This window comes from Calothrix sp. CCY 0018 (genome assembly GCF_963920925.1).
In the GTDB taxonomy this organism is placed as follows: Bacteria; Cyanobacteriota; Cyanobacteriia; order Cyanobacteriales; family Nostocaceae; genus Rivularia.
Genome location: NZ_CAWUDI010000016.1, coordinates 32,899 through 56,308 on the forward strand (window position 1 = coordinate 32,899; position 23,410 = coordinate 56,308).

Annotated in this window: 18 protein-coding genes and 1 pseudogene; 8 read left to right on the plus strand and 11 right to left on the minus strand. The window is 38.5% G+C overall.

The annotated features are described in order from the left end of the window. Nucleotides 1–7 precede the first annotated feature (7 nt). Entirely contained in the window at nt 8–166 is a 159-nt protein-coding gene (locus tag ACM03V_RS13570; RefSeq protein WP_414621317.1) for a hypothetical protein, read from the minus strand. Here ACM03V_RS13570 and ACM03V_RS13575 point away from each other — a divergent pair. The 3 genes from ACM03V_RS13575 (at nt 165) to ACM03V_RS13585 (ending at nt 4,691) form a co-directional block, all read left to right on the plus strand. Beyond that, nucleotides 165–1,388, plus strand: a complete 1,224-nt coding sequence (locus tag ACM03V_RS13575; protein WP_414621318.1) for a zinc-dependent alcohol dehydrogenase — start codon at nt 165–167, stop codon at nt 1,386–1,388. The genes ACM03V_RS13570 and ACM03V_RS13575 overlap by 2 nt on opposite strands. Before the next feature lie 159 nt (nt 1,389–1,547). Then, nucleotides 1,548–2,513 carry a TIGR03885 family FMN-dependent LLM class oxidoreductase gene (locus tag ACM03V_RS13580; protein ID WP_414621319.1) on the plus strand — a complete coding sequence of 322 codons (966 nt, stop codon included), beginning with the start codon at nt 1,548–1,550 and terminating at the stop codon, nt 2,511–2,513. A gap of 111 nt (nt 2,514–2,624) precedes the next feature. Next, nucleotides 2,625–4,691 (plus strand): hypothetical protein, encoded by a 2,067-nt coding sequence (locus tag ACM03V_RS13585; protein WP_414621320.1) that lies wholly within the window; start codon nt 2,625–2,627, stop codon nt 4,689–4,691. A gap of 42 nt (nt 4,692–4,733) precedes the next feature. Here ACM03V_RS13585 and ACM03V_RS13590 read toward each other — a convergent pair. After that, nucleotides 4,734–5,947: pseudogene (locus ACM03V_RS13590) on the minus strand (RNA-guided endonuclease InsQ/TnpB family protein). An 80-nt stretch (nt 5,948–6,027) separates the two neighbouring features. On the opposite strand from ACM03V_RS13590, the gene tnpA reads away from it, so the two are divergent. From tnpA to ACM03V_RS13605, 3 genes are all read left to right on the plus strand, one after another. Then, the gene (tnpA, locus tag ACM03V_RS13595; RefSeq protein ID WP_414621321.1) at nt 6,028–6,441 is read left to right on the plus strand and encodes an IS200/IS605 family transposase; all 414 of its coding nucleotides are present in this window, start codon (nt 6,028–6,030) and stop codon (nt 6,439–6,441) included. Nucleotides 6,442–6,819: 378 nt separating this feature from the next. Further along, entirely contained in the window at nt 6,820–9,423 is a 2,604-nt protein-coding gene (locus ACM03V_RS13600; RefSeq protein ID WP_414621322.1) for a PAS domain S-box protein, read from the plus strand. A gap of 343 nt (nt 9,424–9,766) precedes the next feature. Continuing rightward, nucleotides 9,767–10,975 carry an acetate/propionate family kinase gene (locus ACM03V_RS13605; RefSeq protein WP_414621323.1) on the plus strand — a complete coding sequence of 403 codons (1,209 nt, stop codon included), beginning with the start codon at nt 9,767–9,769 and terminating at the stop codon, nt 10,973–10,975. 91 nt (nt 10,976–11,066) lie between these two features. Here ACM03V_RS13605 and ACM03V_RS13610 read toward each other — a convergent pair whose 3' ends face one another. Both ACM03V_RS13610 and ACM03V_RS13615 read right to left on the minus strand, forming a co-directional pair. Continuing rightward, nucleotides 11,067–11,933: an SDR family oxidoreductase gene (locus tag ACM03V_RS13610; RefSeq protein WP_414621324.1), complete on the minus strand. Its 867-nt coding sequence runs from the start codon at nt 11,931–11,933 to the stop codon at nt 11,067–11,069. 387 nt (nt 11,934–12,320) lie between these two features. Beyond that, entirely contained in the window at nt 12,321–12,569 is a 249-nt protein-coding gene (locus ACM03V_RS13615; RefSeq protein WP_414621411.1) for an AI-2E family transporter, read from the minus strand. Nucleotides 12,570–13,218: 649 nt separating this feature from the next. On the opposite strand from ACM03V_RS13615, the gene ACM03V_RS13620 reads away from it, so the two are divergent. Continuing rightward, complete coding sequence (locus ACM03V_RS13620; RefSeq protein ID WP_414621325.1) at nt 13,219–14,412, plus strand: site-2 protease family protein; 1,194 nt, start codon at nt 13,219–13,221, stop codon at nt 14,410–14,412. Nucleotides 14,413–14,782: 370 nt separating this feature from the next. Here the strand turns inward: ACM03V_RS13620 and ACM03V_RS13625 are convergent, their stop codons facing one another. Continuing rightward, nucleotides 14,783–15,565 (minus strand): SDR family oxidoreductase, encoded by a 783-nt coding sequence (locus ACM03V_RS13625; RefSeq protein WP_414621326.1) that lies wholly within the window; start codon nt 15,563–15,565, stop codon nt 14,783–14,785. 232 nt (nt 15,566–15,797) lie between these two features. Further along, on the minus strand, nt 15,798–16,925 hold the full coding sequence (locus ACM03V_RS13630; RefSeq protein WP_414621327.1) for a trypsin-like peptidase domain-containing protein: 1,128 nt from the start codon (nt 16,923–16,925) through the stop codon (nt 15,798–15,800). 702 nt (nt 16,926–17,627) lie between these two features. On the opposite strand from ACM03V_RS13630, the gene ACM03V_RS13635 reads away from it, so the two are divergent. Next, nucleotides 17,628–17,852, plus strand: coding sequence for a hypothetical protein (locus tag ACM03V_RS13635; protein ID WP_414621328.1), 225 nt, complete (start codon nt 17,628–17,630; stop codon nt 17,850–17,852). Nucleotides 17,853–17,876: 24 nt separating this feature from the next. On the opposite strand, the gene ACM03V_RS13640 is transcribed toward ACM03V_RS13635, so the two are convergent. From ACM03V_RS13640 to ACM03V_RS13660, 5 genes are all read right to left on the minus strand, one after another. Further along, nucleotides 17,877–18,689, minus strand: a complete 813-nt coding sequence (locus ACM03V_RS13640) for a type I glyceraldehyde-3-phosphate dehydrogenase (protein WP_414621329.1) — start codon at nt 18,687–18,689, stop codon at nt 17,877–17,879. Between the two features lie 80 nt (nt 18,690–18,769). Continuing rightward, nucleotides 18,770–19,285 carry a hypothetical protein gene (locus ACM03V_RS13645; protein ID WP_414621330.1) on the minus strand — a complete coding sequence of 172 codons (516 nt, stop codon included), beginning with the start codon at nt 19,283–19,285 and terminating at the stop codon, nt 18,770–18,772. Between the two features lie 215 nt (nt 19,286–19,500). Then, the gene (locus ACM03V_RS13650) at nt 19,501–20,079 is read right to left on the minus strand and encodes a DsbA family protein (RefSeq protein ID WP_414621331.1); all 579 of its coding nucleotides are present in this window, start codon (nt 20,077–20,079) and stop codon (nt 19,501–19,503) included. Nucleotides 20,080–20,640: 561 nt separating this feature from the next. Then, on the minus strand, nt 20,641–21,330 hold the full coding sequence (locus tag ACM03V_RS13655; RefSeq protein ID WP_414621332.1) for a DUF5673 domain-containing protein: 690 nt from the start codon (nt 21,328–21,330) through the stop codon (nt 20,641–20,643). A 225-nt stretch (nt 21,331–21,555) separates the two neighbouring features. Then, nucleotides 21,556–22,836 (minus strand): hypothetical protein, encoded by a 1,281-nt coding sequence (locus tag ACM03V_RS13660; RefSeq protein ID WP_414621333.1) that lies wholly within the window; start codon nt 22,834–22,836, stop codon nt 21,556–21,558. Nucleotides 22,837–23,410 lie beyond the last annotated feature (574 nt).

Genomic DNA, 23,410 nt, shown 5'->3' on the forward strand with positions numbered 1-23,410 from the left:
AGCTAACTTAAAAGCCGATTGTGGGATGAATCGCTGATAAAAGTTTCGCATCCTTAAGACCGAGGTTTACTTCGAGTTGATGAAGTATTGAGGACAGCGAGACTTTATCAATTTCTATAGAGACAATAAATTGAATATAAACGCCTAAATTAGGAGAATTAACCATGAAAGCAGTTGTTTTTCACGGAATTGGAGATATCAGACTCGATGATGTTCCAGAGCCGAAAATACAAGATCCAACGGATGCAATTATCCGTATCACTTCCAGCGCAATTTGCGGTACCGATTTGCATATGATTCGGGGAACGTTCACCGGAATGAAACCCGGAACGATTCTCGGACATGAAGGGATTGGGATTGTGGAAGAGATTGGTGCTAATGTGCGGAATCTCAAAATAGGCGATCGCGTTGTTATTCCTTCTACTATCGCTTGCGGTTCCTGTTCTTACTGTCGTAGCGGCTATCATGCTCAGTGCGATAACGCTAACCCTAATGGAAGCGATGCCGGAACAGCTTTTTTTGGTGGTCCTGAAAGCACGGGTCCGTTTAATGGATTACAAGCGGAATATGCCAGGATTCCTTACGCGAATGTGGGGCTGGTAAAGTTACCGCATGAGGTTACGGACGACCAAGCTATTTTGATTTCTGACATTTTCCCCACTGGCTATTTTGGCGCTGACATTGCCGAAATCCAACCGGGAGATACAGTTGCTGTATTTGGCTGCGGTCCTGTGGGAATGTTTGCGATCGCCAGCGCTCAATTATTCGGTGCGGGGCGTGTAATTGCAGTAGATACAATTCCTTCACGTTTGGAAATGGCTCGCGGATTAGGTGCAGAAGTCATCGATTATAATGCCGAAGATCCGATTGAGATGATTCGCCAACTTACTAGGGGAATTGGTGTAGATAGAGTTATTGATGCTGTTGGTGTTGATGCTAATGCTCCCGATAGCGGACCTGCTGCCAAAAAAGCACAGCAACAGGCGCAACAGTTTCAGCAGCAGTTAAAGCAAATTGCCCCCGAAACTAATCCTCAAGACGGGAATTGGCATCCGGGGAATGCTCCTTCTCAAGCTTTAGAATGGGGAGTTCAAGCATTAGCTAAAGCCGGTACACTCTCAATTATTGGCGTTTATCCACCAAGCCACAAGTTCTTCCCTATCGGCATGGCAATGAATAAAAACTTGACTATCAATATGGGTAACTGCAATCACCGCAAGTATATTCCCACCTTGGTAGATATGGTTCGCAATGGAACCGTAGACCCCGAACAAGTCTTAACTAAAATCGGACCGCTAATGTCTGTAATTGATGCATATAAAGCGTTTGACAAAAGGCAACCGGGCTGGATGAAAGTGGAGCTAGTGCCACAAAGAGCAGCAGTTTAAAACTTAATAAATAGGGATAATAATTCCCTACTTGTTTCCTCTATCTAACCAAATTACTCAGCGAGAAAGCGTTCCGCTCACATTATCAGCCAGTTCGTAGCCTGGAAACCCCCGTGCAAACTTTTCGTTGCTTCCTCTACGTTTAGAGTTTTTCAAATCATGGCTAATATTGGATATCACGTTTCCCACGAACAATTTAAGCCCAGTGAACTACTTGAGTGGGTGCAAATGGCAGAACAAGCTGGTTTTACCCTGGCTTTGTCTTCCGACCATTTCCATCCTTGGAGCGAACAACAAGGACAAAGTGGTTTTGCCTGGTCGTGGTTGGGTGCAGCGATGCAAGCTACTCCAAATCTTTCCTATCGCGTGGTTTGCGCTCCCGGTCAAAGATATCATCCAGCAATTATCGCTCAAGCTGCGGCAACTTTAGCAGAGATGTTTCCCAATCGCTTTTGGTTAACTGTAGGTAGCGGTCAAGCTCTGAACGAAGCGATTACCGGGGAACACTGGCCGTGCAAATCTCAACGTAACGCCCGTCTGAAAGAGTGTGTGGATGTTATCCGCGCTCTGTGGGCGGGAGAAACAGTAACTCATCACGGTTTAGTTTGCGTGGAAGAAGCAAAACTTTATACTCGCCCCCAAACGCTTCCTTTAATTTTTGGAGCCGCTATCACCGCTGAAACTGCAAGATGGCTTGGTAGTTGGGCAGATGGATTGATTACGATTTCTCACCCACTTCCTAAATTAAAAGAAGTAGTTGATGCCTTTCGGAGCGGTGGTGGAGAAGGCAAACCGATGATTTTAAAAGTGCAGCTTTGTTACGATCGCGATCGAGAAAGCGCTTTACAAAAAGCTCATCAGCAATGGCGCAATAATATTTTTCAGAACATTTTAATGTCAGAATTGCGAACTCCTCAGCAGTTTGATGCTGCCGGAGCTTTTGTTCAACCACAGGAATTATACGATTTTGTTCGCATTTCATCAGACACTCAGCAATTTGTCAACTGGCTACAGGAATATATTGATTTGGGGTTTGAGGAAATTATTCTGCATAATGTCAGCCGAGAACAAGAGTTATTTATTGAAGTATTTGGCGAAAAGGTACTACCAGCGCTAGCAAGATGAATTAATAAAATCTCTGCAATTAGGTATAAAAGAAACGTTTAGAAATTAATTAGTATCAACATCAAGTAAGTTTTAAGCGTGAAAAAATAGATGATCTTCGAGTAGAGACTTTTGGAGGAATTATCAACTGGGATTACTTCAGTACAAACAAATAATACCGAGGAAACCATGCGATTACGTGCCATAGTTATTTTAAGCTCTTTGCTGGTGTTTGTTGGCTTTTTAGGTTTTCAATTAGAATTAACCTTGCCAGGAAGACCACCGAATATTAATAATACTTACACACCTTTAACACAATCTCCACCACGTGGAATTGGTGATTACGATCTGTTGGGTTATGCCGTTTCTAAATCAGAAGCGGAAAAACTCTTGCAAACCGAAACCGGACAGTCCAAGCTTTCTCCGGATAATGGAGCGGTTCAAGTTACGGAAGAATTGATTGATTTAGGTCGAGATGCTTTCTATCGAGAAACCTTTGGTAATGAGTACTTATTTACAGATGCGATCGGTATTCTCGATGGTCCAATTAATTTAGGTAGTATTACTAAAGCAGTCTTAGGTTTGAAAGGAAAACCAACTACTAATTTACAAGTCGCAATAGACGAAGATATTACCGTTGGTAAACGTACTTTCAAAGCCGGTACAGTTGTGAATACTGGTTTAGATGTACCTGGTGGTTCTCTATTTCCCTTGGGATTAATGACTCACCTCGATAAAGGTAAAGTTCGGGTGGGAGTTACCTGTGCTTTGTGTCATGCAACAGTGAGTGAAGAAACCGGACGTGTTTTAGAAGGTGCAATTAACACAAACATTAATTTAGGTCCGTTAATTGCAATGGCTAGTAATTCTGCTGCACTCTTTCGTCAGACAGATGTGAATCCAACCGAAATTCCACCTGGCGAGCATACTTTTATTAATAAAAAAGGGGAAATAGCAAAACTTCCCGACCAAAAAATTATGGAAGATGAAGTTGATGCTGCAATTCTTTCATGGCCACCCGGCAACTTTGTTTCTAATGGAGATTTGAAGAATAACTCAGCCCAAATTCCTACTTCTTACACTCATGAAACTTTTCCTTATGCTTGGAGTGGTGTTGCTTCCATCGGTTGGTTCCACGGATTAACTACATTGAATAATGCTGTATTTGGGTTAAATGCAGACCCAACCACCACAGCAGATGCAAGTGAATCGGTCTTAGGAATCGAGAAAGAAGTTTATTTAGGCACAATACTGCAAAATGCATCTAATCGAAAATTTCGACTACCAGAGAATGTAAAGCCGTCAGAATTTTTTGATCGAGTAGATCCCACCCCAGGGGAACCCGGTATAAATAGTGTGATTAAGATGCCAGAATATCCCAAAGGTACACTGTTTATGCAAGACGGGTTAATGGCAAATACTCCAGGTTTACCCGTTGCAGCACAGTTGAATGGAATGTCTGCATTTCAAAACACTTTAGCGCCACCTCCCCATGAAGCTGCCGATATCGATACCTTGAAACGAGGTGCTGCTATTTTCCAAAAGGCTAATTGTGCCCAATGTCATAGCGGGCGTTACTTTACTAACCATGAAGTAATTCCAGTCAAACAAATTGCCACTCAACCGCAACGAGCGCCAGCTTCACGTAAATTTGCCCAGGAGTTTGTACCACCAGATACTTATCCTCCTAATTTACCCGTACCCTTACCTCCTAACCCACCTGTATTATCAGTACCAACTGACATCACCCCACAGGAAGATATTGAGCTTTCCTATGCCCTGAGCGACCCGGATGGCGGTTACAAAGTTCAGAATTTAATCGGACTATATCTAAGCGCTCCTTATCTTCATGATGGTGGTGTCGCTGCGAGTGCTGAGTCTATCAAACAAGATGAAAGCGGACGTTTTACTATTGCTGTAGGGGATGAGTTGGGAATGTCTGGAATGATGCGGGGAATTACACCCAATCCAGAAGCTAGTTTAAGGGTACTACTTGACCGGAATCTGCGGAAAGCTGTAGTTGCAGCAAATCGAGCCAATCCAGATTTGCAACGGTCAAACGTAGACGGTAGCGGACATAAATATTGGGTCGATCAAAAAGCAGGTTACAGCACAAGCGAGCAAACTAACTTGATCAAATTCCTATTGTCAATAGACGATCAACCGGCTGTTTTACCGGAATCAATAGCACACCGGTGACGTACCCACACCCATCTGAGTACAGAGCCGGGTGTAGGCTTCTCAATGACTCGTCTTTGACGACATTAACTGAGCTTGTTTAGACAGGTCGTGCGTCCCACGATTCCTGATATTTATAGCCGCATTTAGATCCCTGCATAAACTGGTATGGCATACCGGACAATTATGCATTCTTTGCGACAACGGCTTTTTGACTTTATGACCACAACTAGAACATTCTTGGCTTGTGCCGTTTGGGTTTATAGCTATTACTCGAAGTCCAGCATTTAAGGCTAACGCCTCGCTCCGCTAACGGCTTTGAATTCGAGGATATTAATAAACTGACTCCAGCCAACATCATGAATCGCAAAAGCTAATCGTGTTCTAGCAAGTCCTTTTACGTTCAACTTCTCAACAACAACTACATCATATTTAGATAATAAGTTCTTTGCTGTTTTGAAGTGGAAGTCTTTACGGGTATCAGCTACTTTTTTATGCCTAATACCTAATTTATTGATTGCCTTTTTACGACGATTAGAACCCTTTTTACGGCGCGATACTTTACGTTGTGCTGACTTTAATTTTCTTTCAGCTTTACGTAAATATTTTGGTGCAGCAATTCGACTATTGTCAGAAGCAACATAAAAATCTATAAGTCCAACATCAATACCGACAATATTGTCAGCATTAAAATCAAGTTTAATAGTTGGAACTTCCTTGTTATCAAGGCTTAAAGTTACATAATAACCGTTCGCTTTTTTTGTAACGGATACAGTTTTTATAACGAAACCGTCAGGTATAGGACGATGAACGATTACCTTTACATCGCCAATCTTCGACAACGTAATTTTATCTCCAACAAGATGATGTTGCTTAAATTGTGGATAAGTGAACGTCCTATACCTTCCCGCACCCTGGAATCTAGGTCTGCCGGATTTTTTGCCATTACTATCACCTTTCAGCCATCTATCAAATGCAATTTCAACCTTTTTAGGTACTTCTTGTAATACTTGACTGTGTATTTCTTTGTACCAAGGGCGATCTCTTTTAAGCTGTTTTAACGAGGCTTGCTGACTAAAACGACTAGGTTTATCGGACAACTCAGGAAGATGACAAACAAGCGGGCATCTATCAATAGAACAACGATTCTGTTCGTACCAATCAAAACGTTGAGCAAGCTGATAGTTATATTGATAGCGCAATTTCTCAAGCGTCCCATCAATAATTTCTCGCTGTTCTTTATTCGGTTTCAATCGGTATTGATAGCTTGTCCGCACTTGGAAGATCACCACCTTGTTTATCAATCAGTGTTACTATTTAAGTATACACTAATATTTATGAATATTCCGGAATTATTATGAAAACTGATTTTGTTTCTAAAGGTCGTTCAGTCAGCGACTTGAAAGTGCATCTAGTATTGGTTACAAAATATAGACGCAAAGCCTTTACGGGGGAGATGTTAGACAGGCTTCACGTTATTATTGAAGAACTATTAGAAAAGTGGGATTGCAAGCTTGTAGACTTCAATGGGGAAGAAGACCATATACATTGCCTTTTTCAATATCATCCCGATGTTGAACTGAGCAAATTAGTCAATAATTTGAAGTCAGTGTCTTCTAGGAAATTGCGTCAAGAGTTCTCAGAATACTTAGCCGAAATTTACTGGAAAGAAGTATTTTGGAGCGGTTCGTACTTCGTTGCCTCGTGCGGCGGTGTGACTGTTTCAACTTTGCGGAAATACATCGAAGGGCAATCTAAACCCGGTTCGTAATTCATCCCGACACCTCCCTGACGGGTAGGTGTGGGACTTCTTACGATTGAAAGTTAAAGCGATTTTCAAAAATAACTAATTAATTGTCCAATGCTCAACATGGAACTTTTCCTGTTGGGTTTTTTGTTGTAAAAGTAGCGGTTGTAACAGAAACTAAATACATCAACACTTTGCCAACAATAGCTTAATCATATCTTAATCATCTAAAGTGCTGCTATATTGATGAACTTAAAAATTAAACATTTGTATATTATTTTTCGCTCAACTTAATAAAGATTTATAATCCCTAACTATAAACAACAATTAACCAGGAGAAAATTATTTAATTAACGGTGAAAGGGTGATGTATTAAATATTTATCTTTAATAAATAAAACTAATGATACCTGTAAGTATTCTTCAAAGTTCGCAATATCACGATTTATTAAGAATGAAAACCGTCTCTGAAGCGATGCAAACTGAGGTAAATTATGTATCCCCTAATGCCGAATTACTCAGTATTGCTCAGATTATGGCTTTGGAGAACATTGCTAGTGTTGTAATTGCACAAAAAGAAGTAGTGGGAACAGGGAAAAAAGTTTTTCCCGTTGGAATAATTGTAAAGCGAGATGTAGAGCTACTTCAAGCCTTGAAACTCGATTTAGCCAATATTCAGGCGAAAACGGTGATGAATAAGGAGTTATTTTCCGTTCGTGCAGCCGACTCGCTTCTTAATGCTTTTGGGGAAATGCAGCGCAGAAATTTACAGCAATTGGTAGTAATTGGGGATGCGGAGGAATTAGTCGGAATTGTAACTCAAACTAGTTGCTTGCAAGCCAGTAGTAATGTAAAAAAAAAAGACATTTACAGTACTGAGGCGGAACAAAAATTAGAAGAAAAAACATCTCGGTTAATCCAGGTAACTCATCAATTAAGAAGTGAAATTAATCAACGTCAACAAAGCCAGCAAGCATACCGTCAAGTTTCGATTGAATTAGAAAAACAAGTTGCACAAGGAACCGCAGAACTTCTTAAAGTCAACCAAGAATTAAGCACAAGTCTTGAAGAACAAAATGTTTTTGAAGAGGAATTGCGTCAGCAAAACGAAGAATTATTTGTTGCTAATGAAAATGCGAAGTTACAGCAACAGCGTTATGAGAATTTATTTGAATTCGCTCCGGATGCATATTTGGTAACTGATGCCAATGGAAAAATTCAAGAAGCAAACCTCAAGGCTAGCAACTTGTTTAGTGTATCCCGAAAATATCTTATAGGTAAACCCATATTTGTTTTTATTGCTAAGCCCGATCGTAAAAGCTTTCGTACTCAAGTGAACTTATTGGAGCGGGTGGAAGATTGGGAATGTTATATAAAACCCAGAAAAGCCACGCCAATAAACGCTACAATTACCATGACCAGCATCCACGATAAGAACGGTAATCTGGTAGGAAAGCGGTTAATGATTCGCGATATTACCGAACGCAAGCAGTCAGAAGAGAAAATTAAACAGCAAGCCGCTTTACTTGATATTACAACAGATGCAATTATGGTTTGTAATTTGGAAAACCAGATATTGTTTTGGAATCAAGGAGCAGAAAGTTTGTATGAATGGCTTGAAAAAGAAGTTATTAACCAGAATTTTCAAGATTTAAATAAAAACGATTCGCCTCAATTGGAATTAGCCTTTGCTAATGTCTTGGATGGTAATTATTGGCAAGGTGAATTGCAGCAAGTCACAAAAAGCGGTAAAGAGATAGTTGTTTTTAGTCGTTGGATTTTGATGCGTGACGAACAAGATAACCCAAAATCAATTTTAATAGTTAATACTGACATTACCGAGAAAAAACTACTTGAAGCACAATATTATCGAGCGCAACGGCTGGAAAGCCTCGGTATCCTAGCCTCCGGTATTGCTCACGATTTGAATAATATCCTAACTCCGATTCTCACAGGCTCTCAACTACTGCCACGCAAACTTCCCCATCTTGATGAAAAAAATCGGCTTATTCTCAAAATGCTTGAAGATAACTCCAAGCGCGGAGCCGAACTTGTGAAGCAAATTACATCTTTTGCCAGGGGAGCAAAAGGCGATCGCATTCCCATACAATTACGACACCTGATAAAGGAAATTCAGCTAATTGTCAAAAGCACATTTCCCAAATTAATTGAATTTAGTACTAATATACCAACGCGACTTTGGACGGTTAAAGCACAACCAACCCAAATACATCAAATATTGATGAATTTATGTATTAACGCTCGCGATGCCATGCCCGAAGGAGGTACTCTAAGTATTACAGCCGAAAATAGAGTCATAGATGAAACCTATAGCAGCATGAATTCCGAGGCAAAAGTAGGTGATTATGTAGCAATAAGGATTACCGATACTGGATGTGGTATGCCGCAAGAAATATTAAACCAAATTTTTGAACCGTTTTTCACCACCAAGGAAGTAGGAAAAGGCACGGGATTGGGACTTTCTACGACAATTGGCATCGTCAAAAGCCACGGTGGTTTTGTCGAGGTTTCTAGTCAAGTAGGTAAAGGTAGTCAGTTTGAAGTATATTTACCTGCCAGCCCCAACCAAGAAGTAAAACAAACTTCTGACTCTGGGATGAGTGAAGGTAAGGGGGAATTAATTCTGGTTGTAGATGACGAAAAATATATTCGAGAAATGACCGAAAATTCTCTGCTTACACATAATTACAGAATACTTACTGCTAATGATGGTTATGAGGCTTTTTCACTTTACGTTAAATACAAAGATGAAATTAATTTAGTATTAATAGATATACATATGCCGTCTATAAATGGTTTGGAAGTTATTAAAGTGCTGCAAAGAATGAATCCTGATGTCAAAATTATTGCGATGAGCGGTATTGAATCCAATCGTCAGCTTTTAGCAGCAAATGATATTAACGTAGAAGCATTTTTATCCAAGCCTTATACTCTTGGGAAATTATTAGAAGAGATAAAAGTTGTTTTAAAAAAGGTCAAAGGTTAAAGGTTAAAAATTAAAAATTATTAACTTCTAACAACTGCTAACTTAATATCTGAAATATTTCACATCTTACACCATTTTCAATACCACCTTGGAATAAAATTCCAAGGCTCACAAACGAAGTCGTTTAAAGACGACTGACAAAGCTTTTAGTGTGTTTTAACCTACGCCGGTATATCAGCCTTAAAATTGATTTTAAGGTGGGAATTTGGGCTAAATGAGAATGGTGCAAGATATCAGAAATATAGAACTTCCGTTTGGTTATTGAAAAAATTCCTGTTTTGAATAAAAAAGTAGTAACTTTAAAAAAGCGAAAAATATCAAAAATGATTTAGAAAATCTTAAAATGAATGTCTTAGTATTTAATGCGGGTAGCGCTTCTCTCAAATTTGAATTAATCCGGGCTGATTCTGAAAAGCCTGACTTGCAACAGTTACACCAAGTAATCAGCTGTTCAATCGAACATATCGGAGGGGATGCCGTTTTATCACAGTTGCAAGACAAAAAAGTAATTCATAAGCAGCAAATAACCGCCAATGATTATAGTACGGCAACCCAACAAGCATTAAAATGGCTTAACAAACAAGAAATAAGTAATAAATTTAATAAATTTGATGTAGTCGGACATCGAATAGTGCATGGAGCCAACCGCTTCACTGCTCCGATATTAATCAATGATGAAGTAATTGCAGAGATCGAAGCCCTTGAAGAACTTGCACCGCTACATAATGCAAACGCCGTAGATGTAATTCGAGCCACCCATAAACTACTTGGTAACAAAGTACCGATGGTGGCCGTGTTTGATACCGTATTTCACCGGGATATTCCGGACTTTGCCCATCTTTACGGAATTCCGTTTGAACTGTCCGAACGCTATCAAATACGGCGCTACGGCTTTCATGGCATCTCACATCAATACATGGCAACCAGATACGCGCAGATAACTAATACTCCCAAAGAAAAAGTTGATATTATTACCCTACATTTAGAAAGTGGATGTTCGGCAACAGCAATTAAAGCCGGAAAATCAATCGACACATCAATGGGTTTTACACCGTTGGAAGGGTTGATGATGGGGAAACGTTCTGGCGATATCGATCCCGCACTGATCAATTATCTTGCCACAAAAGAAGGTGTTGAAGTAGGTGAAATAGAAGAATTACTTAACAATAAATCGGGGCTTTTAGGTGTTTCTGGAATCTCTCACGATACGCGGGTGTTGATGAAGCATTTCGACACCGATAAGCGAGTACGTCTGGCAATGGAGGTTTTTTGTTACCGCATTCTTAAATATATTGGAGCTTATTTAGCCGTATTGGGTGGAGCTAAAGCAATTGTATTTGGTGGTGGAATTGGGGAAAACACACTTTTCGTGCGCGATCGCATTTGTTCTCAGCTTAAGTGGTGTGGATTGATGCTTGATTCGGAACGAAATCAACAAACCATCGATTGTGAAGGAAAAATTACTAGTGATGATTCTGGGTTGCACGCTTATGTAATACCAGTTCAAGAAGGTTTGCAGATTGCACAACAAGCAGTTTTAACCATTTTTTGACGGGTTCGTAGTAGCGCTTCAGCGCCTCCGAATTCCGGATTATGAGGCGCTGAAGCGCTACTACCAACCTAGCAAAATTAATGTTGGAATACTATGCTCCGACTACTACACCACCATTGGGATGTAATACCTGTCCGGCAAAGTAAGAGGAGTCATCTGATGCTAGGAAAACAAAACTGGTAGCAACTTCAACTGGTTGCCCTGGGCGCTGCATCGGAACTTGTTTGCCAAAGCCTTCGACTTGTTCGGCGGGGAAAGCATCGGGGATAAAAGGAGTCCAAATCGGGCCGGGAGCTACTCCATTAACGCGGATGCCTTTTTTCAATAACGATTGAGACAAGGAACGAGTAAAGGCAAGTATTGCACCCTTAGTTGTAGAGTAACTGAGTAAAGGAGCATTACCTTTGTAAGCATTTATCGAAGTAGTATTAATAATCGAGCTACCTTCTTTGAGGTGGGGAATTGCAGCTTTGCACAAATAAAACATCGAGAAGATGTTGGTACTAAAAATACTGCCCAAACGTGCCGAATCGATATCTTCTAAAGTTTCGGGGTTTTCCATGTACTGCTCAGCAGCGTTATTAACCAGAATATCCAGTTTGCCCAACTGTTCTACTGTTTTTTGTACTACCTCAGAGCAAAACTTTTCGTTGCTAATATCTCCGGGCAATAACAAACACTTTCGTCCTTCTGCTTCCACTAACTCTTTAGTTTTTTGGGCATCTTGGTCTTCGTTAAGATAAACAATCGCCACATCTGCACCTTCTTTAGCGTATAGCACCGCTACAGAACGACCGATACCGCTGTCACCACCAGTAATTAAAGCGACTTTACCCTTTAATTTATCGCTACCTCTATAGCTTTCGCGATCGTACTGCGGTTTGGGGTTCATTTCAGATTCTAATGCAGGCTGCCTATCTTGAGACTGAGCAGGAATTTTATCTGGGGTAATAGTCATGTTAGTTCTCCTTATTTATTACGTACAATTAATCTAAGCTGAATTTAATCTCCCAACCTTTCTCTTACCGATGTTATGTGATGCTGTCTTAATAAAACCTTTATCGCTAGGTAGATTATGAAATTATATTTGTCTATAGAAAGAAGTAAAAATAATTTAGAGATGAGCTAGGAAAAGAAATCTTCAAGAGAAAAAACTATTATTTTATATTTTAAAGATGCAGTATCATCATCCAGCTTTTAGCTTTTGCTACGAGCGGGTTAAATACCCCACGCAATTGGCGTGTAAGCCGTCTTGTTGGAGTTTAAATCCCCATCCAATTGCCAACAGAAAAGCTCAGAGCGGTGGAGTTTTTAATAATTGGACAAAAAGACTTGTGTATTTGATTTAATTTTTTATCTCACATAAAACTATAGCAACTCCGCGAGTTGCTTCAAATTCCTGGCAAAATAAGATAATTGATATTGTCATCGGGACACCTAATATCGCACCAGGAATTCCCCAAACCCATCCCCAAAATACGATAGAAACTAAAGCAATAAAAGGCGATAATTGCAAACTTTTTCCTTGTACCCGTGGATCTACGAAGTTGCCCATAATAGTTTGGATAACAGCCAACCCGATTAAAGTGGCAATACCTTAAACTTAAACGTGAAAATTTATTTATTCATCCGTCAGTTAGAGAACACGAAAATATTAACCTATATTAAAGGTCTAACTACAGCACGTTGTAAGAATGCAAGTTTAAGCATACAACCTTGAAAGCTAAGTTATAGCAGCCCCGCAGCGAACATCTAACCTAAGACATAGCTGCTTCAATAGTTTTTCTCTACAAAGAATCTATTCATCGATAGATGTAACTGTTTTTCAAAATAGATAGGTTATGAGTGATTAGTAGTTTGGTAATTGCAATTGAGAGCTTGATTAGTTATTAAAGTTGAAAGTTGCCGAACAACCACGGTTGTATTCAGATTAAATGTGATTAGATTGAAACTGCCCTAGCTTATTCAGATAAATTAGGCAATTTCGCTAAGAATACTAATTAATTTGATGAAGAGTTAGATAAATTAGATAGAAAGGAGAATCAATGAATATTTTTCAACAACTACAACAAAGATTTCAACGATTCTAGGAAGGAATAGTCAGAAATTTTAGTCCCAGTGATGATGATTATCCTCAATCAGGGACTCAAGCTTATGAAGGAGAACCTTCTGAAGAACGATAGTAAATCAATTAAAAGAAGTTACTTAACTTAAGAACGAAAATTACAAAAGGTCTAAATTTTATGCAAGGTTTTCGATTAGGTTCCCTTTTTGGGTTCGAGATTCGCGTTGATTTATCTTGGCTGTTAATCTTCTTTTTAATTCTATGGACGTTGACAGTAAATCTATTTCCGCTTAATTATCCCGGTCTTTCTGGAAGTACCTATCTGGTCATGGGTATAACTGGAACTATACTATTCTTCGTTTCATTAGTATTACATGAGTTGTCTCACTCATTAGTTGCAAAGACAAAGGGAATTCCGGTTGAAGGGATTACGCTGTTTGCCTTTGGGGGTGTATCGCGGACTCGAATGGATGCTGAAACCCCTGGCGATGAGTTTCAAATTGCAGGTGTCGGACCGTTAACAAGTCTGGGACTTGCTGGTTTGTTTGGGTTGATTTCGTATGTTGGTCAAGGTGCGGGCTGGAGCGTTGTGGTGACTGGCATTGCGGCTTATTTGGCTTGGATTAATATTGTCTTAGCCGTTTTTAATCTGCTCCCTGGGTTCCCCCTTGATGGAGGGCGCTTATTTCGCGCCACGCTTTGGAAATTTACCAATAATATCAAAAAAGCCACTCGCATAGCCTCTATTGGTGGTCGTTTATTAGGATTTGGACTAATTACTTGGGGATTCTTACAATTGTTTAGCCCCGTTCCTGATTTTATCGGTGGACTTTGGTTAATTGTAATTGGATGGTTTTTAAACAATGCCGCAGAATCCAGCTATCAAGATTTAGTCGTTCGCTCAATGTTAGAAGGATTGCGGGTACGCGAGGTAGCAACACTCAATCCAGAAACAGTACCCGCGAGTTTGACTCTGCAAGAACTGATGGATGGATACTTTTTCAACCGCAGCTATCAGTCATTTCCAGTTATGGAAAACGACCGCCCTATCGGCTTGGTGACTCTAAATCAGGTGAAGCAGATTCCGCGAGACGAATGGAATCGACGCACCGTTAAAAACATTATGCTTCCTGTCGGAATGGGAATTACCGTCGAGCTTGGTGACAAAATGACACAAGTAGTAGAAAAAATGAGGAATGCGCGATCGCAACGCTTGCTCGTCACTAACAATGGCAACTTACAAGGCATTATCTCAGCTACCGACCTTGCTAACACATTGCAACGACAGCGCGAGTTTGGAGAAGACATTCCTCAACCAACAGATTTTACCGAACAGCTAAGCAATAATTTTCGCCAAGAAACCAAAGTTTGATTTAGATATAAATCTTGTAGAGACGTTGCATTACAACGTCTCTTATCTGTATGATTTGTATTGCCTATTTGATGAAATAAGTAGGTCAGCGTTGAAAATTGTAATTATGGTAAGGGAGTAGGGAGTAGGCAGTAGGGGTAAGGCTTTAAAGCCAATTTACCCAACTGTTACATAGTTAGATTTATTGTTGCCGACTTACTTAGTATAAATAAAAGCAATACTCGCACTCTCAGATAAGAAAATCCCCAAAAACTTCTCTTAATTTGTATTCCGATTCAACAGCTTCCACTAAAGTAGAATAACCAAAGTAAGCTTCATGAAATTACTTTCGATATTGGTTTAGAAAATCAAGCTTTGTAATCATTAAAACCTAAGCTTTAATAAGGGATTCTGCGCCATCAATCCAAATTTCAGTACCACTAATAAAGCGAGACGCATCAGATGCTAAGAACAGGACTAACTGTGCAACCTCTTCTGGTGTTCCTGCTTTACCATCAGTGAGAGGAATCTTCCCTTCGGGAAACTCCACCTGCTTACCTAAGTTTTCTATGTCGCGAGCTTCGGTAGTTTGATTGATATCGGTAGAGACTTTCCCTGGGCAAATAGCATTGACTCTAATTCCACAAGGACCGAGTTCTAGGGCAATTGCTTTCATAAAAGCAATCTGCGCTGCTTTGGAACACATATAAGCTGTTGCCCCAGTATTGCTAAACATACGAGTCCCATTTACGGATGAGGTAATGATAATCGACCCGCCTTGCTTCTTTAAATAGGGGATGGCGTATTTAACTGTTAAAAATGTTCCAGTCAGATTGATATCTATTGTTTTTTGCCAATCCTCTGGCTCTAGCTCCTCTAGGGGTGCCCAGACTCCATTAATTCCAGCATGGGCAAACACAACGTCAAGCCTACCCCACTGGTCAATAATCTTCTGCATCACCTGCTGCATCTCTTCGGGTTGTGAAATATCAGCACTTATGGACAATCCTTCGTCTCCTTGTTGACAGATATCAGCAACCGTGTTATCAAGCTTTTCTTTGGTTCGCCCTATTACTGCAACTTTTGCACCCTCATGTGCCATTAACTTGGCAGAGGCTTCGCCGATTCCTGAACCTCCACCTGTAATTAATGCTACTTTTCCTTGCAGTTTCATATTTGTTTTCCTATCTCTTCAATAAAGGTAAATTGGTCAATCTTTTGGATAAATATTCGAGCAAACTCGAACTCAAAACTGGGTTTGTGTTTCAGGAGCAATTTCTACTCCTTGCTCCTTTTCGCTGTTTGGTTCATCTTCCCTTAGATCTTCAAAACTATTTATTTCCACTCTCAAATTTCGCTAGGTACGTAAAGATAGTATCTAATATCTGAGGTACAGTCTTCAATGATTAAGCTTGAGCAGGTAAAGATTCAGGTTTAACCTTTACTTCCATAGCGGCATTCTGACGTTCTACTTCTAATTTCAATTGATGATTGATTCCATTCTCATCAAGTAATTTTTGCAGCGTCTCAGATCGGCTAACAGACTGACCGTTAACGGCTTTGATGACATCACCCACCTGTAGTCTAGCAGCGAGTGCGGGAGAATTACGGGCAATACTCGTAATTAGAATACCGCTATTGCTGTTAATGTTTAACTTGCGATTGGAGATTTGGTTGAACCTTTGTTTGATTTGTGGAGTTAAGGAAACCATCTCGATACCGATATAGGGATGTTCTACTTTTCCGTTGGCTATTAACTGCTGGGCTATTTTTTGTGCGGTATTGATGGGAATTGCAAAACCCAGTCCTTGAGTCCCACCGATAATTGCACTATTAACGGCGATAACTTCTCCCAAGGCATTTAGTAAAGGACCGCCAGAGTTACCTGGATTAATTGCCGTATCGGTTTGTAAAAAGCCTATTCTTTTATCAGGAATACCGATATCGCCACTGAAACGATGTGTAGCACTGATGACACCAACGGTAACAGTTTCTTGTAAGCCAAGAGGATTACCAATCGCAATTGCCCATTGTCCTTGTTCGACTAAATCTGAATCGCCAACAGTTACAGCAGGCAAATTTTCTTCTGATTGCACTTTGATTACAGCAATGTCGGTAACGGGATCTTTACCCAATACCTCGCCATCGAGGAGGCGACCATCTTGAAAAGTAACAGTTACTTTATCAGCTAAATTAACTACATGAGCATTAGTTAAAATCAAACCCTTACTATTAATGACAAAGCCAGAACCAACACCGCGCAACATCGGTACCTGGGAATTTATTGGCGCTCTTCTAAACAAAGAAGGCAAAAATACACCATCCAAATCACGAGAAACATTTATTTGCACAACAGCAGGTTCGACTTTTTTTACTACTGAAGTTACGAAATTATTCAGTTCTAATCGAGATGGAATCGAATTCTTGTCTTCTATTATTTCTGGAGTTACTTCTTTAATAGATTCGAGTTGCTCTGACTGAAGTTGCTCAGCTGTAGCAGTTTGCGAACTAAAAGCAAATAAGACAGTAATCATACTTAGTATTAATAAAGCAGATACCAGCTTATTAATTATGTTTTTTATGTTTTTTAGAAGTAGGTTTATCTTGTTATAACTCATACTTGTGAATTTTATGATTCATTCAGTAAACAATTATGACATTTTTATGTTTATTTTCATCTAACTAAAGTAGTAAATCATTTTTCTATAGCTCAAATAATAGCAATATTTTTATTTATTTTTAAATAAAATGCAATTGTGCAAGCATAATTTAATAACTAATTCGATTATTAAAATATTGCTGATTTTTTGATAAATTTGATAAATATTTATTTTTAGAGAAAAAATCAAAATAAATAACTCAACTATTTGAAAAAATATAAATTTATCAATAGTTAAAATACAACTTAGGGTAGAAACAATAAAAATCATGACTGAATAATATAATCATAGGCAATTGAAATTAGAAGAGAAAAAAAAGTGGACAAATGTGTTGGCTGTTTCGCGGAAAAACACAAATAATTCTTTACCTTATACCAATTCTGTATGAGGCTGCGCTTAATCGCCCTCACTCTGGAAGAGTGGGGCTACCCAAACAAAGCCCACCTGCGTGGGCTGAATTCGGCGCATCTTTATAAAGAAATGGTATTAGAAAATATACATTTACTTTATTAGTTTATTAGCTGGTTGTTTTTGAACCCAAAGCCAAAACAGTATTAATTATTAACAAGGATTTTTATGAGTATTAATTGTCTTGAGAAACCCAAATTTTATCTGCAAGAAAAAGTTAGCTTTCTTGGTGGTACGGGGAAAATAAAAAATCTGCAAAGAGAAGCTGGTAGCTGGATTTATACTGTGGAAATGAGCATGGGTTTGGAACCAGATTTTGGGAGAATAGGTGCAGAGACGACTATTCTTTTAGAAGAACAAGATATTCACAATGGAAAAATAGATGTCAATTAAAATCGTCCCTATTTTTAGTTAAAGTTAGCCAGCAGTTTGCATTGATTGCTTCCACAATGGAAGTTGTTGCACTACTTCTCTAATCATCTGATTTGCATAACCCCACTCGTTGTCATACCAACTCATCACCTTAATCAAATCTCCATCAACTACTTGAGTCATAGTTAAATCGACCAAAGATGCATGAGAATCACCGATAATATCTGAGGAGACAATTTGGTCTTCAGAACATCCCAATATTTCTCGATATCGTTCAGTATTAGCTTCTTCACGAAATATTTGGTTAATTTCTTCGACATTAGTTTCTTTATTAACCACTAAGACAATATCACTAATCGAACCAATGGGAACTGGTGTTCTCACAGCTACCCCATCAAACTTGTTTGCTAATTGGGGTAATACTTTAGTAGTTGCGATCGCTGCTCCAGTACTAGTAGGAACTAAGTTAACAGCAGCAGATCGCCCTCTTCTAAATTTTTTGCTGGGTTTGTCAATTAATCCTTGAGTGGCGGTATAAGCATGAATGGTGGTCATAATTGCTTTTTTCACGCCAATTCTACGATTAATAATTTCTACAACTGGAGCAATACAGTTAGTGGTGCAACTGGCGCAGGAAATAAGAGGATTATTTTGATGATTTGACTTATCGCTTACACCAGGGACAACAAATTCGATTCCTTCGCTTTTTGCTGGTGCAGAGAGAATGACTTTTTTCGCACCAGCTTTGAGATGTGTTTCTAAATTAACTGCAACTAATTCCAATTCAGGAGTATCGAGAATAGTTTTTAACACGGCTCTGCCAATTCTACCTAAGCCGTTAATTGCTACTTTAGTCATCACATAATCTCCATTAAATTTGTTGTGTGGGGGGGCATAAATTATTCGTTTTTGCTGAATTTTGATTTAAATGGCTATACTTACACACTAACTGGCTCTTTATAGCTTTGAATATTCTCTGGCTCAAATTGACGTAACACTCGTGTAGCTTCTCTTATCTGAGCATCATTTCCCTTAAACGCAATCAAATACTTACCAGCATTCAGACGGTTGCGGTAAGGCAGCGCATCACCGCTATCTACAGTCCAACCGACAGCACCTCCAAGTAAGATTGCGCCCAAGGCTCCAGAAACGGCTCCTAAAATACCTCCAATGATGTGATTGCCGATACTACCAGCCCAACTAAAGATTTCAATTCCCGTAAGTAAATTAAAGGCGTAGCCAGCTACAAAACCAAAGGCAATAACCCAATAAAAAAATCGTTTTGATTGCTTAGCAGCTTGTTTATTTGGTTGAATCAATCCAAAGTCATCTGCGCTTTGATAACCTTGTCCAAGAATACTTATTTGTTCTTTTGGTAAGTTTTCTTTTTCAAGAGCAGTATAGGCAGCTTCTACTTGAAAACGATTGGATAATACTGCAACTAAATAATTCATAATTCAAATTTACACTAAATAAATTACAACATTTCGTCAATAAATTTCAAATTAATGAAAGTCAATATAAGGTTGGATAAACAGTACTGCTGCTCCTACAATTACAAACGATAAAGTTACCCAAAAAAGAAAACTAAGTTTCATGATGTTTTTTCTCTTTATTTGTTTGACAAGAATAGTTAATGCACGGATTATATCGAATAGCCTCTATAAAACTAATTTAAAAGTGGATTAATTACAGCTTGCCAATCTTCCATAATTGATTTAGAAGACAATTCTTCAGTAGGAAAACCATTGATAAAAAATGTAGGAGTTGACCACACACCGCGCATGATTGCTAGACGTGCTGGTATTCGGGCTTTCTCATATATTTCTTCGCTTTCCAACCTTTGTAAAAAATCTGCTTTATCCTGCCAGTTAGCACAATCAGCAGCATATTCAGCTAAAAGATTATGCAAATCAGAAAGAGTTTTATCTTTAAAAGTGCCATTACTATATTCGTGTTGATGGTTAAATAAGTAACTGGCAAAATTTATAAATTGATTGGTGTCCTCTCCTGCTACTACTAATGCTGCTTTTGTTACATCCCAACTTTGACGGTGATTGCTTAAACTCATTGGCTCAATAGTCAGTCTGAACTGCTCTTTGCCATAAGTATTTGCTACTTTCAGTACCTTTAACCACGCATCTTTAGAAAAAGGACATTCTAAATCCATAAACATTTCTACTTGAATTGGAGCATCAGCATTACCCCAGCTGTAGCCAGCAGGAGTTTTTGGAATGGGAATTGACATTTTTTATCTCTCCTATCTTCGATTTTTGATTTAAAGCTAATACTTAATCAGAAGAACACTATCCATTTTTATAAAAGCAGTTGTTAACTGCTTGTTTAAAGTTAAACTTTAAAATTTATTTATTTATCCCTCAATTGAGAGAGTATGAAAATATTAACCGATGTTAAAGGTCTATCTATAGCACGTTGCAATACTATAAAAGTAAAGTACAATTATCATCTTGCAGAGCGTGTCAGAAACCTGATTTCTTAGGCATAAAGGACTGTAAGTGCGCGAGGTCGCAACACTAAATTCAGAAAATGTACCAACGAGCTTGATGTATTTCTCTTCCAGACTGGTTCCTAGCCTTCTTGCTCAGTATAGCCGCAGATTTAGGAGATGCAGAACTCTCATCTCGACTAGTAGGTGTTCCAACATATTAAACTTGTAGGCGATCGCGATATTTTACTCCTACCTGAGTTTTACCATCTGGGGCGAGATAGGGTAATATTTCTTGCTGTCTCACTTTATCTAAGTTTAAAAAATAATAAAATAAGAATAGATTAACTGTCTGCAACTTCCTTAAGACAGAAATTCATTTAAAATACTTTCAACAGCAGCTTTTTTATGAGCAGGAATAGGAAAACTTTGATGATTAGGAAATCCCAGAAATTGCTTTTTATGCCAAGTTGTGAGAATATTCCCTTGTTTACCTTCCCATTTATAAGATTTAATCTCATCCCATTTTATAATTGCGCTCATAAAACAAATAGCTTTTTCTCGTAACTCTAACTTAGAGAGTCCGTTTACTATAAAAAAGATAGCTAAAGCCCAATTAAAAACTATCTGAGATAACAATAAATTATTGTCTTCAGCAAAAGTCTCAGTTGTCCGAGTAATTAATATGTAGGTTTGTCCCATTGCTAACGAAGTAAAAATTACCCCAGCCCCCAATGTTAACCAGTGACTACGAGTTTGTCCGACATTTAACAATAGCAAACCTGTCTGACGTTTGCGCCAAAACCAGTTAACAATGCTACCTAGCACGAAGATAAGTGCTAGAACTGCTAACGTAAACCATAAATATTCTATATTTGACAAAAAATAAAACAGAAACGGTATTGATACCCCCGCGAGAATGCCAATAGGAAAAATACCTTGCAAGTTTCTTTGAGCAACTTCTTGCCCTACGACGAAACTAGCAATTAAGTAAGCTAAACCTAGAGCAATAATAGCTCCTACTAAAACACCTACAAAAATCGACCAATTCATATACTTTCTCCCACTTGCGCTTGCAAATTTTATAACCCTAAGAAAAAAGGGTGCTATGGATAAATTCTTAAATTATATTTAAAACTAGAGGAGCTAGAATCAAAACAAATGTGCATTTGAAAAAGCAAAATCTAATACTTCATCAAGAAAATAAAGCCTGGATAATTTTCTTTCTACTATTCTCTATTCCCGAACCCCACCTGACAATATTGGGTTGGTCGAGTACTAATTTAAACACAAATTTTCACCACTTGCATCCTTGAAGCAATTACCGTTTTTATTCAAAATTGCAACTCGATCAATCGTAGGAAATTGTTTCAAAGTTTTATTTATAGCAGTTTCTATCCGAGCATCATCTCCAACTCCTGCGGTGGGAACATCGCGACAAAATTTTAATAGCGCAACTCCTCTATTAATCGTAATTCGGAAATCTTGTCCGCAGGTTGATTCGCCGGTTAAATCAATTACGTCAATTAAACCTTTTTGCTGTTCGCGCTTTGTTGGACCTGCGATAAGTTGGTTGAGAGCAAAGCGTGCAACTCCTAAATTATCGGTTGTTCTGGTGACTGGTTGTACCGCTGTAAAATCATCATTACTTTCGGGAGTGACGGGAAAGAAAACTTTAATTTGATATTGTTTATCTGGATTTGGATTTGGCTCTGGATTAGCAGCATTTTGTTGTTGCTGGCAAACAATTTGATTAGCGTCATAATAGGAATATGGTCCTGTTTGTGTAGGACTTGTTTCCACTACTTTCTCCGGTTCTAAAAAGCGAATCCTGGTTAATTGATTGCAATTTACTTGAGCAGTTGAGATGCTAGTGCTAGGGTTTAATCCAGTGACAATTTTATAGTTATAAGTATTAGTATCTGTCCGTTGAATACTTTGTAAATCTACATATTTAGGTAAACCGTTGAAGGGAGACTCACCAAACTCAACATAGCGACCATTTTTAACTCGCTCATAGCCACGAAACGAGTTAGAAATTTCTGCCACAATCGCATCAAATTCGGGTTGCAGTGATTTATTATAGTCTATGTTCAAGCTCAATATTCTATTATTTTTAAACATGACTTTGTTATAAAAAACTTGATTATTTTCGTAGCCAGAAACTACAAAAAAATCATCTTCTAACGTTTTGTAGGTAACTTCCTTATTTGGCTGGTTTAACTGCTGACGATAAAGATTTTTGAGATTTTCATCTTGGACATTGTAACGACCAAAAACTTTCATCACAATGTTTTGAACTGGAGAAACAAAGGTGCGTCCGTCATTATTTTGCGGTGCATCTTGTTTGTTTAAAAGTCCGTCAGGGTAAAGTATTGAAAAATTAAAGCGATCGTTGTAATATCTTTCGTAATTAGCATTTACTGGTTTGGGAATTTCAACCGCTTGTGCAACTTTAGTAGTTACTGGTATTGGTGACGCTTTGACTTGAGCAGAAGTATAGTTAGAAATACCAGCAGCGACTAAAAATAAGCTGCTAAAAATAGAAAATTTATTCATTGTTCTGTTTTAAATGGTAATAACGACAAAAACTTTATATATTAACTGTTGAAATACATCTATAATTCTCGCTATCATGTTCGTTCATAGCCGCAAAAAGAGCGAGAAATTTTTTCTACAATCGAATCCAATTCAGGTTTAAGTGATTTATCGTAACGAAGAATTAGAGTTAAAATTCTATTATTGACAAGTAAAACTTTCTTGTAATAAAACAGGTTAGTGAATTTATTAGAGTAAGAAACTACAAAATAATCGTTTCCCAACCGTTTGTAGACGAAATCTCTGTTAGGTTGGTTTGACTCCCGACGATAAAGTTTTTTAATAACTCTCTTATCAGAATAAAGGAAATTGAAAGTATTGTAACGACCAAAAACTTTCATGACGATGCTACTATTATCAGATATAAACGTGCGACCGTCATTATTTGCAGGCGCACCTTGTTTATCTAGAAATTCCGCAGGATAAAGTACTGAAAATTTGAAGCGGTCGTTGTAATATTTATTGTAATTAACATTTTATGGTTTGGGGATTTCAACCGTTTGTGTAACTTGACTAGCTAATGGTGTTATTGATT